This is a genomic window from Pseudomonas sp. SIMBA_067 (assembly GCF_046534675.1).
GTDB lineage: Bacteria > Pseudomonadota > Gammaproteobacteria > Pseudomonadales > Pseudomonadaceae > Aquipseudomonas > Aquipseudomonas putida.
In genome coordinates, this window is record NZ_JAWRYH010000007.1 from 288971 (window position 1) to 300849 (window position 11879).

The window sequence follows — 11879 nt, forward strand, 5'->3', positions numbered from 1 at the left end:
GATGCGCTCTCTTACCCTCCATCTGAAAGTCCTGATCACCGTACTGGTGCTACTGGGTGTGGCGGTCACGGCTTACCAGATCTTCTTCCTCGGCATCCCGGTGACCGAGGATGAAACCGACGACCTGTGGAACATCGACGCCAAGGTCGAGTTCGTGGCCAGCACCAAGGACCCGGTCAAGGTGCAGATGTTCGTGCCACCGCTGAACCGCGACTATGTCAGCCTCAACGAGAGCTTCATCTCCAACAACTACGGGGTGAGCGTCAACCGTGCCGACGGTAACCGCAAGGTCACCTGGTCGGCCCGCCGCGCCAGCGGCAACCAGACCCTCTACTACCGCCTGGTGCTGACCAAGCGCTACAGCAACGAGAAGACCACGGTCAAAGGCCCGACCTTCCGTGACAGCCTGGCTATCGAAGGCCCCGAGAAGATCGCCGCCGAAGCCCTGATGGCGCCGATTCGCCAGCACTCTGCCGACGTAGAGACCTTCGTCAGCGAGACCATCAAGCGGGTCAACAACCTCAACGACGACAACGTCAAGCTGCTGCTGGCCGGCGACACCTCGCCGATGAAGAAAGCCCAGATCATCGACCTGCTGCTGTCGATCGCCCACGTACCGATGGAAAAGGTGCACACCATCCGCCTGGTGGCCGACACCCCGCAAACCCCGGAGCTGTGGTTGCGCAGCTTCAACGGTAACGACTGGCTGTACTTCAACCCGGACACCGGCGAGCAAGGCCTGCCCAGCGACCGCCTGCTGTGGTGGACCGGTGACGACAACCTGATCACCGTCGATGGCGGCAAGAAGGCCAACGTCACCTTCAGCATGAACAACAGCGAGATGAACGCCATCCGCCTGGCCAAGCTGACCGACGAGAACACCGACGCCGACTTCCTCGAGTACTCGCTGTACAGCCTGCCGCTGCAGACCCAGCAAACCTTCATGATCATGGTCATGATCCCTATCGGCGTGCTGGTGATCCTGGTGCTGCGCAACCTGGTCGGCCTGCAGACCCTGGGTACCTTCACCCCCGTGCTGATCGCCCTGGCCTTCCGCGAGACCCAACTGGGCTTTGGCATCGTGCTGTTCACGGTGATTACCGCGCTTGGCCTGTCGTTACGCTCGTACCTGGAACACCTCAAGCTGCAAATGCTGCCACGCCTGTCGGTGGTGCTGACCTTCGTCGTGGTGCTGATCGCCGCCATCAGCCTGTTCAGCCACAAGCTGGGCCTTGAGCGCGGGCTGTCGGTGGCATTGTTCCCGATGGTGATCCTGACCATGACCATCGAGCGCCTGTCGATCACCTGGGAAGAACGTGGCGGTGGCCATGCCATGAAAGTGGCCATCGGCACCCTGTTTGCAGCCTCTTTGGCGCACCTGCTGATGATGGTGCCGGAGCTGGTGTACTTCGTGTTCACGTTCCCGGCCGTACTGCTGATCCTGGTGGGCTTCATGCTGGCGATGGGCCGCTACCGTGGCTACCGCCTGACCGAACTCGTGCGCTTCAAGGCATTCCTGAAGAAGGCTGACGCCTGATGTTTGGCCTGATCAAGACGTGGAAAGCCCTGGAGGCCCGGGGCATCATGGGTATCAACCGGCGCAACGCGGATTACGTGTTGAAGTACAACAAGCGCAGCTTGTACCCGATCGTCGACGACAAGATCATCACCAAGGAGCGCGCCCTGGCGGCCGGTATCCATGTGCCGGAAATGTACGGCATCATCGAAACCGAGAAAGAAATCGACAAGCTCGACCAGATCATTGGCGGGCGCAGCGATTTCGTCATCAAGCCGGCGCAAGGCGCCGGCGGTGACGGCATCCTGGTGATCGCCGACCGCTTCGAGGACCGCTACCGCACGGTGTCGGGCAAGATCATCAGCCATGAGGAAATCGAACACCAGATTTCGAGCATCCTCACCGGCCTGTACTCGCTGGGCGGCCACCGCGACCGCGCGCTGATCGAGTACCGGGTTACCCCCGACCAGATCTTCAAAAGCATCAGCTACGAAGGCGTGCCGGACATCCGCATCATCGTACTGATGGGGTATCCGGTAATGGCCATGCTGCGCCTGCCGACCCGCCAGTCGGGCGGCAAGGCCAACCTGCACCAGGGTGCCATCGGCGTGGGCGTTGACCTGGCCACCGGCGTGACCTTGCGCGGTACCTGGCTGAACAACATCATCAGCAAGCACCCGGACACCACCAATGCGGTGGATGGCGTGCAGCTGCCGAACTGGGACGGCTTCATGAAGCTGGCCGCCGGCTGCTATGAACTGTGCGGGCTGGGCTACATCGGCGTGGACATGGTGCTGGACCAGGAAAAAGGCCCGCTGATTCTCGAGCTCAACGCCCGCCCGGGCCTTAACATCCAGATTGCCAACGACTGCGGTCTGACCCAGCGCACCCACGCCATTGAGGCGCATATCGAAGCGCTGGCCAAGGATGGCATTACCGAAGATGCCGAACAGCGGGTTCGGGTAGCTCAGGGTTTGTTCGGGCACGTGCCTAACCGCTGAATTGCCGGGGGCTGCCTTGCAGCCCATTCGCAGCACAAGGCTGCTCCTACAGATACTGCGCAGGCTTACAGGGCTGCGTTTCACCTGTAGGAGCAGCCTTGTGCTGCGAATGGGCCAAACACACTGGCGAATGTCGCGCCCAGTGCTAGGCGCTTTTCCTACACAGGTCTACAATCGCCCTCCTCGCTTTTACATCGCCGTCCACACTGATGCCGACCTGTACGCTTTACCCCTTGCCCTACCAGCCTGACCCAGCCGCCTATTTCGCCCGCCTGCGCCAGGCCCCCGGCGCGATCCTGCTCGACAGCGCCCGCCCCGGCGCCGAACGCGGCCGCTTCGACCTGCTCAGCGCCTGGCCGCTGCAACAGCTGCAAGCGCACCCCGATGAAGAAGGCAGCGCCTTCCTCCAGCGCCTGCGCGACGGCCTGGCCCACCTGGGCCATGCACAACTGCCCGAAGGCAGCGAGCTACCCTTCGCCGGTGGCCTGATCGGCTACCTGAGCTACGATTTCGGTCGCCGCCTGGAACACCTGCCAAGCCTGGCCGTGGATGACCTCGGCCTGCCCGACGCACAGCTGGGCCTGTATGCCTGGGCGCTGGTCAGCGACCACCTGCACAGCACCAGCCAGCTGATGTTCCACCCAAGCCTGGCCGGCAGTGAACGCGAACGCCTGATCACGCTTTTCGAAGGCGCCTGCGGTGCTGCAAGTGGCGACTTCCAGCTGCTCGCGCCGATGGCCGGCGACCTGCAGCCCGACCAGTACCGAGCCGCCTTTGACCAGGTACAGCGCTACATCCAGGCCGGCGACTGCTACCAGATCAACCTTACCCAACGCTTTCGCGCGCCCTGCCAGGGCGACCCCTGGCGCGCCTATCAGGCCCTGCGCCAAGCTTGCCCGACGCCGTTTTCCGGCTACCAGCAACTGGCCGATGGCAGTGCCTTGCTCAGCTTCTCCCCGGAGCGCTTCGTCCGCGTCAGCCAGGGGCAGGTGGAAACCCGGCCAATCAAGGGCACTCGCCCGCGCGCCAGCGACCCGATTGAAGACAAGCGCAATGCCGAGGAGCTGCTGCACAGCCCCAAGGACCGCTCGGAAAACCTCATGATCGTCGACCTACTGCGCAACGACCTGGGGCGTACCTGCAAGATCGGTTCTGTGAAGGTACCGGAGCTGTTCAGCCTGGAGAGCTACCCCAACGTCCACCACCTGGTCAGCAGCATCACCGGCCAGCTGGCCAGCGACAAGGATGCCCTGGACCTGATCGGCGACAGCTTCCCCGGCGGCTCGATCACCGGGGCGCCGAAGATTCGCGCCATGCAGATCATCGACGAGCTGGAGCCTGCACGCCGGGCGCTTTACTGCGGCTCGCTGCTGTATGTGGATGTGCGCGGCGAGATGGACAGCTCGATTGCCATTCGCAGCCTGCTGGTCAAGGACGGCCAGGTCAGTTGCTGGGGCGGCGGTGCGGTGGTGGCCGACTCCGAATGGCAGGCCGAATATGAAGAGTCGATCGCCAAAGTGCGGGTGTTGATGCAGACCTTGCAGGGCTTGTGAGTCCGTCTAGCCCGCGTTTTTTTGTTACCATCACCTTACTACGAGCGCACAGCGCCACAGCCAAGATGGAAACCGCCTGATGAGCCAACCCTTCGACGTCGCCGCCCTGGCCGCGACCTACGCCAACAAGTCCCCGCAGGACATTCTCAAGCTCGCCTTCGAGCATTTTGGTGATGACCTGTGGATCTCCTTCAGCGGCGCCGAGGACGTGGTGCTGGTCGACATGGCCTGGAAGCTGAACAAGCAGGTCAAGGTGTTCAGCCTCGACACCGGCCGCCTGCACCCGGAGACCTACCGGTTCATCGACCAGGTGCGCGAGCAGTACAACCTGCCAATTGAACTGCTCAGCCCCGACCGTGCCAAACTCGACCCGTTCGTCAAGGAAAAGGGCCTGTTCAGCTTCTACAAGGACGGCCACGGCGAGTGCTGCGGTATTCGCAAGATCGAGCCGCTGCGTCGCAAGCTGGCCACCGTGAGCGCCTGGGCCACCGGCCAGCGCCGCGACCAGAGCCCAGGCACCCGCAGCCAGGTGGCGGCACTGGAAATCGACAGCGCCTTCTCCACGCCCGAGCGCACCCTGTACAAGTTCAACCCGCTGGCGCAGATGAGCAGTGAAGAGGTGTGGGGTTATATCCGCATGCTTGAGCTGCCATATAACAGCCTGCATGAGCGCGGCTTCATCAGCATCGGCTGCGAGCCATGCACCCGTCCGGTGCTGCCGAACCAGCATGAGCGTGAAGGGCGTTGGTGGTGGGAAGAGTCGACGCAAAAGGAATGCGGGCTGCACGCCGGCAACCTGATCAGCAAGGCTTGAGATAGCCGGGGCTGCTTTGCAGCCCTATCACGACACAAGGCCGCTCCTACATGAGATCGCATCCCCTGTAGGAGCGGCCTTGTGCCGCGAAAGGGCCGCAAAGCGGCCCCGCACAATTGCGGATCAGTGCACCGGCAGTTCAACGCCTGCGAACAGTTCTTCAAGCTCTTGCTTGTTATGGCACTGAATGGCCTTGGCCATCACTTCGCGGGTCAGGTGCGGGGCGAACTTCTCGATGAAGTCGCACATGAAGCCGCGCAGGAAGGTGCCACGACGGAAGCCGATCTTGGTAATGCTGGCTTCGAACAGCTCGCTGGCATCCAGGGCCACCAGGTCATTGTCGAGTTTGGCGTCCACGGCCATACCCGCGACGATACCCACGCCCAGCCCCAGGCGCACATAGGTCTTGATCACGTCGGCGTCTGCTGCGGTGAACACCACTTTTGGCGTAAGGCCACGGTGGTTGAAGGCTTCGTCCAGCTTCGAGCGCCCGGTAAAACCGAACACATAGGTAACGATCGGGTATTCGGCAACCGCTTCCAGGGTCAGTTTCGGCAGCTTGGCCAGCGGGTGACCTTGTGGCACCACCACGCAGCGGTTCCACTTGTAGCACGGCATCATGATCAGGTCGCCGAACAGCTCCAGCGCCTCGGTGGCGATGGCGAAGTCGACCGTACCGTCCGCAGCCATCTCGGCAATCTGCATGGGCGAACCCTGGTGCATGTGCAGGGACACTTCCGGGTACTGCTTGATGAAGCTGCTGATCACCGGCGGCAAGGCATAGCGCGCCTGGGTGTGGGTGGTGGCAATGGACAGCGTACCCTTCTTCTCGTTGGAGAACTCCTGGGCAATCTGCTTGATGCTTTCGACCTTGCGCAGGATTTCGCCGGCAGTATTGATGATGCGCTCACCGGCCGGGGTTACACGGGTGAGGTGCTTGCCGCTGCGAGCAAAGACTTCAACACCCAGTTCATCTTCGAGCAGGCGGATCTGCTTGCTGATACCTGGCTGGGAGGTATACAGGCTCTGCGCCGTCGCGGAGACGTTGAGGTCATGGTGCGCCACTTCCCAGATGTAGCGCAGTTGTTGAAGCTTCATAGGTTTCCCTCGGTTCAGCGATGAGTCCGCGGCAGCAGGCAGCGACGATATATAACTATATTAGTGGTTCTGGAAATAAATCTAGAACTATTTTGTTACGTACTCTCGGAAAAAGCAGACACTCCACTTCATATTTTCCTACGCCCCAGGTGCTGCGCCAAAGGCACCATGTACACCGGCACCGGCGACAGTTGCAGCAGTCGCACTGCCGTGCGCCCCAAGGGCACATCCACGCCGGCGCCGGCGCTGTGGCTGCCGAAAATCAACAGGTCGACGCTAAGCCGCTGCGCCTGGTCAAGGATCACCTGCGCCGGATCGCCCTGGCGTACCCGCACCGCCTTGATCACCGCAAGGTCGGCCTCCTCGCCCAGCTCATCGCGGAAGTTTTCCAGCACGCGCTGCTCGATGTTGGCCATCACCGCGTTCACCCCCTGGCTATGCAACTGGTCGAGCGTCTGCTCATCGAGGTAGCTTTGCAGGAGGGATTCGGCGAACTGGCCCATTGGCTCCACGGCGTGAATGACATACAACTCGGCATTGAACGTGCGCGCCAAGGCCAGCGCGTGCTGCATCACAAAAGGGGCGTAGACACCGAGGTCGGTGGCGTACAGCATGGAGCGGATCATTCGACCTCCTCGACTGCCGCAACGGCAGAGCAAGCTTCAGCTTAGCAGCGCGCCGAACGCACGCTTTGCCGTCCGGCGCGCTGCCGGCGTGGCCTGCAGGCCCGCGCAAAAAAAGCAACGCCAAGGTCAAAGCCGCCGTCAGCAGGGCCGATCTCTGGTGTCGAGGAAACTCATGGCCTGGTACAGGGTTCCCATGCCCGGCAAGCTGCAGCCTGCCATACGCGCACGCGCCAGCGGCTCTGCATAGATAGCCTGCAGCTCCAGCGGGCGCATGAGGGCATAGTCGTGAAACATGCTTGGCCAATAGTCAGGCATGCGCTCGGTCATCTGGAACAAGTGCTCGGCATACCCCTCGGGTAACACATGCCCACAGGCGGCAGCGCCTTGCACACCTCGGCCATCAGGGCCTGGATCAGTTCACGGTCATGGCTGCTTGCCATCAGCCCGGCGGTGCCTTCGCCCAGCAATACCGACAGACCGTTGGACGGACTCGCTGCGCAGCAGAAAATGCACGTCGAAACCAGCCCGGGCCAGCATCAAGCCATAGAAGCCTCCAATAGCTCCGCTGCCAATGATGCCGATGCGTGGTGCGCGCGGATGCATGCCGATTTCCAGGTCAAGGTCAGCTTTCTTTTTACACAGCTTGCACACTGCCAGCTAGCCCATGCACGCCAAAGTGCCACAACAGCAGGGAAAACAGCATGCTGACGCGACTTCAGCCCATTGTCGCGCCACCCGTAACGCGCTAAGGTTCGGCTCCCCGCTGCGATTATTCTTGCTGCTGGGCCGCACGGGGACAGTTGGCGGCCGGCACCCGTGACCTGACGAGTAACACGATGGCTGATTTACCGATCGATGACTTGAACGTTGCCTCCAACGAGACCCTGATCACCCCCGATCAGCTCAAGAAGGAAATCCCCCTCAGCGCCAAGGCCCTGCAGACCGTGACTGCCGGCCGTGAAGTGGTGCGCAATATTCTCGATGGCAAGGACCATCGCCTGTTCGTCGTAGTCGGCCCTTGCTCCATCCACGACATCAAGGCCGCCCACGAATACGCCGAGCGCCTGAAGGTGCTGGCCGCCGAAGTGTCCGATACGCTGTACCTGGTCATGCGTGTGTACTTCGAAAAGCCACGCACCACCGTCGGCTGGAAAGGCCTGATCAACGACCCGTACCTGGATGACTCGTTCAAGATCCAGGATGGCCTGCACATTGGCCGCCAGCTGCTGCTGGACCTGGCCGAAATGGGCCTGCCGACCGCTACCGAAGCGCTTGACCCGATTTCCCCGCAATACCTGCAGGACCTGATCAGCTGGTCGGCCATCGGCGCTCGCACCACCGAATCGCAAACCCACCGCGAAATGGCCTCGGGCCTGTCCTCGGCGGTCGGCTTCAAGAACGGCACTGACGGCGGCCTGACCGTTGCCATCAACGCCCTGCAGTCGGTGTCCAAGCCACACCGCTTCCTCGGTATCAACCAGGAAGGTGGCGTGTCCATCGTCACCACCAAGGGCAACCCGTACGGCCACGTGGTACTGCGCGGCGGCAACGGCAAGCCGAACTACGACTCGGTCAGCGTCGCCCTGTGCGAGCAGGACCTGGCCAAAGCCAAGATCAAGGCCAACATCATGGTCGATTGCAGCCACGCCAACTCCAACAAGGACCCGGCCCTGCAACCGCTGGTCATGGAGAACGTTGCCAACCAGATCCTCGAAGGCAACCAGTCGATCATTGGCCTGATGGTGGAAAGCCACCTGAACTGGGGCTGCCAGTCGATTCCGAAAGACCTGAACGAATTGCAGTACGGCGTCTCGGTCACCGACTCGTGCATCGACTGGTCCGCGACCGAGAAAACCTTGCGCAGCATGCATGCCAAGCTCAAGGATGTGCTGCCGCAGCGTAAGCGCGGCTGATTGATATAAAAAAGCGGGGCCGCTTCGCGCCCCATTCGCGGCACAAGGCCGCTCCTACAGGGATATGCGATCTCCTGTAGGAGCGGCCTTGTGCCGCGAATGGGGCGCGAAGCGGCCCCCGTTTTTTTATGTAAAGCGTCAGGCCTTGCTCGAATGCCGCTGCTGGCGCTCCATGTAGCGTTCCACATATGAGCAGGACGGAATCACCGTATAGCCCATCTGTTCAGCGTACTCCAGCGCCCGCTCGGTCAAAGCGGCAGCAATCCCGCGGCCCCGCAAGGCGTTGGGCACGAAGGTGCGATAGATGTCCAGCGTCTGCTTGCCCAGATCCATGTACGTCAGATAGGCACGATGACCGTCCACGGTGGTCTCGAACTGATGACCGGCCTGGTCATGGTGGATGGTCAGCGCTTCGCTCATCACTACTCCTCGCAGGTCTTCTCGGCAGACCCATACCTTAACCGATGGTGGTTTATCCGGCGCTAAATCCTCTACGCCACCTGTTGCCCCTTCGACCTCTGGACGATTGTAATCGTTCGGATCCTGTGGCACTCACAAGATAGTAGGCGCCGCAAATGGGATTGCTCAAGGTGGCAGCGGCGAAAAATGGCGAAAATGCTGAGAAAGCGACTCTTCCCTGCTGCCTTCAACAGCCGCCGGATGTTGTAGGGCTTAAGACGTCGAAGGACAGTTAAAGTCACCGTTAGTTCAACAAAAAAGTTCCGGCACTACAATCGCTTGCGAACCCTGCACGTTTTTTTCACACGCACGTCGCAAATCTTGTCGGCGTGGCGCCAAGCCACATTTTTTTTGCAGTTCTTGCGCTCAGTCAGTTTACTTACTACAAGTAATGGGTACTATGTACGCCGGCCAGTTTCTCTTTCCTGAGAGATGGCTATTTAATAGAAAGTCCTTGAAGGGGAACACGATGAACAACGTTCTGAAATTCTCTGCTCTGGCTCTGGCCGCAGTTCTGGCTACCGGTTGCAGCAGCGTATCCAAAGAAACCGAAGCTCGTCTGACTGCGACTGAAGACGCAGCAGCTCGCGCTCAAGCTCGTGCTGACGAAGCCTACCGTAAGGCTGACGACGCACTGGCAGCCGCTCAGAAGGCTCAGCAGACCGCTGACGAAGCCAACGAGCGTGCTCTGCGTATGCTGGACAAAGCCAGCCGCAAGTAATAATCCTCGCGGATTGTTAAGAAGCCGACCCACTTGTGGGTCGGCTTTTTTATTGCCTGCCAGCAAGGTAAATGCGCCAGGCAGTAACGAAAAGGCCCGCACTAAGGCGGGCCGTGATGTGTCGCAATTACCTTACTGCAGTTCTGGCGGAATGCTCGACACCATAGGTGCGCTACCCTGGTTCTCGACCGGCACGGCAATTTCTACCGGCATGCCATCTTCTGCGGCCACCACGTCACGCACCATGTCCCAGTTCATACGCAGGTTATTGGCCAGGTCTTCACGCTTGAGCAAGGCGTTGATAACGGCGGTGTGTTTATCGACTACCGACGGGTTACCCTGGTCATCCAGCGGCGTGTGCGCTTCCAGATAGACCTTGCCGCCGCTGATACCGAACTTGTAAGGCTCGTTGATGATGCGCACCGGCGTACCCACCGGCACCATCTTCGACAGTTCCAGCACGTTGTTGTTGAGCATGCGGAAGCAGCCGTGGCTGGTACGCATGCCAATGCCGAACTTCTTGTTCGAACCGTGGATCAGGTAGCCCGGCACGCCCAAGGTGAACTTGAACGGCCCCAGCGGGTTGTCCGGGCCAGCGGGCACTACGGTCGGCAGGATGTCACCGTCCGCCGCGTGCTCTTTGCGGATCGAAGCAGGTGGCGTCCAGGTCGGGTTCGGCGTCTTGGCGGTGATCTTGGTATTGGCGATCGGCGACCCCCAACCCTCACGACCAATCCCTAGCGGGAAGGTATGTACCACGTTCTGCCCTTTCGGGAAGTAATACAGGCGGTACTCGGCCAGGTTGATGACGATGCCTTCGCGCGGGCCAGGCGGCAGCACGTAGCGGGTCGGCAGGATGATCTCGGTGCCAGCGCCCGGCAGCCAAGGGTCGACGCCCGGGTTGGCGGCAATCATTTCCAGGTAGCCGAGGTCGTTGGCGGTGCCGATGTCGGCGAACGTATCCTCGTACTTTGCCTTGATCACATGCACCTGACCGACGATGTCTTCACCGGGCGGTGGCAGTGGCAGCTCCAGCGCAGCAGCGGGGCCCGCTACCAGCAGGGCGGCCAGGGACAGGCTACGGGTGACGGCAGGAAAGCGCGGCAACATCCGGTAAATCCTTCGAAAGGTGGGTCAAGAGGATCGATTGTACACCCGCGCCGATGCAAGCGGGAGGCATTGGCGCGATGCAAGCGTTTCAGATGATGAAAGGTGCTTGCCGTTCAGCTCGCCTGCAGCTCTGGCCAGACCGGGCGCATGCCGCGCCGCTGGGCATCGAGGATGGCTCGGCACAAGTCACACAGCCGGCTATCGCGGTAGATCGCGCGCGGCACCCCCGACCAGCGCGGCTGCGCCGGCAGCAGGCCGCCGCACAAGGTACGGTCGACCGGCACGCCCAGCTCAAGCTGGCGGGCCACCAGGTGGACGCGGATTTCCTGGCAGGCGAACAGGTCGAGCTGCTCATCGGGCTCGATCAGTTGATAGGCATACAGGGACCAGGCAGGGCGCGGCATCGGGGGCACTCGAAACGGGGGGCGCAACATTAGCCGAAAGCCCGCCCCGTTTAAAGCGTCACAGCAAGGGTTTTATCGTCGGCCAGGCATTTTCCAGCAGGCGCTGCTGGGCACCTTGGGCCGGATGGATGCCATCGGCCTGCATCAACTCAGGCACGCCCCCTACCCCTTCGAGGAAAAACGGCACCAACGGCACCTGTTTGTCCGCAGCCAGCTGTTCATACACCTTGGCAAAAGCGGTGGTGTAGCGCACCCCGTAATTGGGCGGCAGGCGCATGCCCAGCAACACCACCTTGGCACCGGCCTGGCGTGCCTCCTCAATCATCGAGGCAAGATTTTGTTGCAATTGCGCGGGCGGTTGCCCACGCAGGCCATCGTTGCCGCCCAGCTCCAGCACCACCAAGCTCGGTTTATGCGCTGCAAGCAGCGCCGGCAGCCGCGCCTGGCCACCTGCGCTGGTGTCGCCGCTGATCGAGGCATTGACCACTTTGTCGTCGAAACCTTCGTCCTTGAGGCGGGTCTGCAACAGAGTGACCCAACCCTGGCGGCTATCCAGGCCAAAACCGGCGCTGATACTATCGCCAACAACCAGCAGTGTTCCCGCCGCCGCGCTCTGGGCCAGGCAATACAGGGCCAGACCGGCACTCAACCACCACACTCGCAT

At 61.4% G+C, this 11879-nt stretch carries 13 protein-coding genes and 1 pseudogene; 6 read left to right on the top strand and 8 right to left on the bottom strand.

Annotated elements, in window-relative coordinates:
- The first annotated feature begins 1 nt into the window (after window position 1).
- From SB765_RS17555 to SB765_RS17570, 4 genes are all read left to right on the top strand, one after another.
- Complete coding sequence (locus SB765_RS17555) at window positions 2-1537, top strand: inactive transglutaminase family protein (RefSeq protein WP_341798157.1); 1536 nt, start codon at window positions 2-4, stop codon at window positions 1535-1537.
- Complete coding sequence (locus tag SB765_RS17560) at window positions 1537-2517, top strand: alpha-L-glutamate ligase-like protein (protein ID WP_016500536.1); 981 nt, start codon at window positions 1537-1539, stop codon at window positions 2515-2517. The genes SB765_RS17555 and SB765_RS17560 overlap by 1 nt, the downstream gene beginning before the upstream one ends.
- A gap of 209 nt (window positions 2518-2726) precedes the next feature.
- On the top strand, window positions 2727-4070 hold the full coding sequence (gene pabB / locus SB765_RS17565) for an aminodeoxychorismate synthase component I (protein WP_410931680.1): 1344 nt from the start codon (window positions 2727-2729) through the stop codon (window positions 4068-4070).
- A gap of 79 nt (window positions 4071-4149) precedes the next feature.
- A complete protein-coding gene (locus SB765_RS17570) occupies window positions 4150-4884 on the top strand; it encodes a phosphoadenylyl-sulfate reductase (protein WP_016500538.1) in 735 nt (244 codons plus the stop codon).
- A gap of 123 nt (window positions 4885-5007) precedes the next feature.
- Here the strand turns inward: SB765_RS17570 and cysB are convergent, their stop codons facing one another.
- The 4 genes and pseudogenes from cysB to SB765_RS17590 form a co-directional block, all read right to left on the bottom strand.
- Window positions 5008-5982: an HTH-type transcriptional regulator CysB gene (gene cysB / locus SB765_RS17575; RefSeq protein WP_016485905.1), complete on the bottom strand. Its 975-nt coding sequence runs from the start codon at window positions 5980-5982 to the stop codon at window positions 5008-5010.
- A 128-nt stretch (window positions 5983-6110) separates the two neighbouring features.
- Window positions 6111-6608 (bottom strand): universal stress protein, encoded by a 498-nt coding sequence (locus SB765_RS17580; protein ID WP_341798155.1) that lies wholly within the window; start codon window positions 6606-6608, stop codon window positions 6111-6113.
- 138 nt (window positions 6609-6746) lie between these two features.
- Window positions 6747-7096, bottom strand: a pseudogene (locus SB765_RS17585) (ketopantoate reductase C-terminal domain-containing protein); the annotation flags it as partial.
- Entirely contained in the window at window positions 7032-7211 is a 180-nt protein-coding gene (locus tag SB765_RS17590; RefSeq protein WP_410911290.1) for a 2-dehydropantoate 2-reductase N-terminal domain-containing protein, read from the bottom strand. The pseudogene SB765_RS17585 and the gene SB765_RS17590, both read right to left, overlap by 65 nt.
- A 233-nt stretch (window positions 7212-7444) precedes the next feature.
- Here SB765_RS17590 and SB765_RS17595 point away from each other — a divergent pair, with 233 nt between their 5' ends.
- Complete coding sequence (locus tag SB765_RS17595; RefSeq protein WP_341798154.1) at window positions 7445-8521, top strand: 3-deoxy-7-phosphoheptulonate synthase; 1077 nt, start codon at window positions 7445-7447, stop codon at window positions 8519-8521.
- A gap of 138 nt (window positions 8522-8659) precedes the next feature.
- Here SB765_RS17595 and SB765_RS17600 read toward each other — a convergent pair whose 3' ends face one another.
- A complete protein-coding gene (locus SB765_RS17600) occupies window positions 8660-8941 on the bottom strand; it encodes a GNAT family N-acetyltransferase (RefSeq protein ID WP_016500542.1) in 282 nt (93 codons plus the stop codon).
- A gap of 508 nt (window positions 8942-9449) precedes the next feature.
- Between SB765_RS17600 and oprI the strand changes: the two genes are divergently transcribed.
- A complete protein-coding gene (gene oprI / locus SB765_RS17605; RefSeq protein ID WP_003259780.1) occupies window positions 9450-9701 on the top strand; it encodes an outer membrane lipoprotei OprI in 252 nt (83 codons plus the stop codon).
- A gap of 132 nt (window positions 9702-9833) precedes the next feature.
- Here oprI and SB765_RS17610 read toward each other — a convergent pair whose 3' ends face one another.
- From SB765_RS17610 to SB765_RS17620, 3 genes are all read right to left on the bottom strand, one after another.
- A complete protein-coding gene (locus SB765_RS17610; RefSeq protein WP_016500543.1) occupies window positions 9834-10811 on the bottom strand; it encodes a L,D-transpeptidase family protein in 978 nt (325 codons plus the stop codon).
- Window positions 10812-10924: 113 nt separating this feature from the next.
- A complete protein-coding gene (locus tag SB765_RS17615; RefSeq protein ID WP_016485900.1) occupies window positions 10925-11215 on the bottom strand; it encodes a hypothetical protein in 291 nt (96 codons plus the stop codon).
- A gap of 58 nt (window positions 11216-11273) precedes the next feature.
- Entirely contained in the window at window positions 11274-11879 is a 606-nt protein-coding gene (locus SB765_RS17620; RefSeq protein ID WP_410931681.1) for an arylesterase, read from the bottom strand.

Coding starts and splice junctions, on each gene's coding strand:
- SB765_RS17555 (WP_341798157.1), top strand. CDS start 2: ATGCGCTCTCTTACCCTCCATCTGAAAGTCCTGATCACCGTACTGGTG.
- SB765_RS17560 (WP_016500536.1), top strand. CDS start 1,537: ATGTTTGGCCTGATCAAGACGTGGAAAGCCCTGGAGGCCCGGGGCATC.
- SB765_RS17595 (WP_341798154.1), top strand. CDS start 7,445: ATGGCTGATTTACCGATCGATGACTTGAACGTTGCCTCCAACGAGACC.
- cysB (WP_016485905.1), bottom strand. CDS start 5,982: ATGAAGCTTCAACAACTGCGCTACATCTGGGAAGTGGCGCACCATGAC.
- SB765_RS17580 (WP_341798155.1), bottom strand. CDS start 6,608: ATGATCCGCTCCATGCTGTACGCCACCGACCTCGGTGTCTACGCCCCT.
- SB765_RS17620 (WP_410931681.1), bottom strand. CDS start 11,879: ATGCGAGTGTGGTGGTTGAGTGCCGGTCTGGCCCTGTATTGCCTGGCC.
- SB765_RS17570 (WP_016500538.1), top strand. CDS start 4,150: ATGAGCCAACCCTTCGACGTCGCCGCCCTGGCCGCGACCTACGCCAAC.
- SB765_RS17600 (WP_016500542.1), bottom strand. CDS start 8,941: ATGAGCGAAGCGCTGACCATCCACCATGACCAGGCCGGTCATCAGTTC.
- pabB (WP_410931680.1), top strand. CDS start 2,727: ATGCCGACCTGTACGCTTTACCCCTTGCCCTACCAGCCTGACCCAGCC.
- SB765_RS17615 (WP_016485900.1), bottom strand. CDS start 11,215: ATGCCGCGCCCTGCCTGGTCCCTGTATGCCTATCAACTGATCGAGCCC.
- SB765_RS17610 (WP_016500543.1), bottom strand. CDS start 10,811: ATGTTGCCGCGCTTTCCTGCCGTCACCCGTAGCCTGTCCCTGGCCGCC.
- oprI (WP_003259780.1), top strand. CDS start 9,450: ATGAACAACGTTCTGAAATTCTCTGCTCTGGCTCTGGCCGCAGTTCTG.
- SB765_RS17590 (WP_410911290.1), bottom strand. CDS start 7,211: ATGCATCCGCGCGCACCACGCATCGGCATCATTGGCAGCGGAGCTATT.